This is a genomic window from Paenarthrobacter sp. 10L420, assembly GCF_056395385.1.
This window is the reverse complement of the sequence record NZ_JBFTJK010000097.1, coordinates 1-341: the sequence shown is the minus strand read 5'-3', so window position 1 is coordinate 341 and position 341 is coordinate 1. Positions and strand designations below refer to the sequence as shown.

1 rRNA gene is annotated in these 341 nt (G+C 49.7%); it reads left to right on the top strand.

Annotated features, from left to right (window positions below):
• Window positions 1-193 precede the first annotated feature (193 nt).
• Window positions 194-341: ribosomal RNA gene (locus AC1DD5_RS25840) — 16S ribosomal RNA — on the top strand; the annotation flags it as partial.

Here is a 341-nt window from a genome sequence, read left to right as displayed (position 1 = left end):
CTGTTGTTTGAGAACTCAATAGTGTGCCAAGTTTGTTGATGCCGATTGTTTTATTGATTGGTTGAAATTATGGCCAGGCCGTTGCGCACCCCCGTGTGTGGTGGTTTGGTTTTCAGCTGGTTTCGAATTTTGTGCAGCCGTGCCTGTCGTTATTTCCGGTGGGTGTGGTTGTGTCTGTTTGATTTGTTTTWCTTCAACGGAGAGTTTGATCCTGGCTCAGGATGAACGCTGGCGGCGTGCTTAACACATGCAAGTCGAACGATGATCCCAGCTTGCTGGGGGATTAGTGGCGAACGGGTGAGTAACACGTGAGTAACCTGCCCTTGACTCTGGGATAAGCC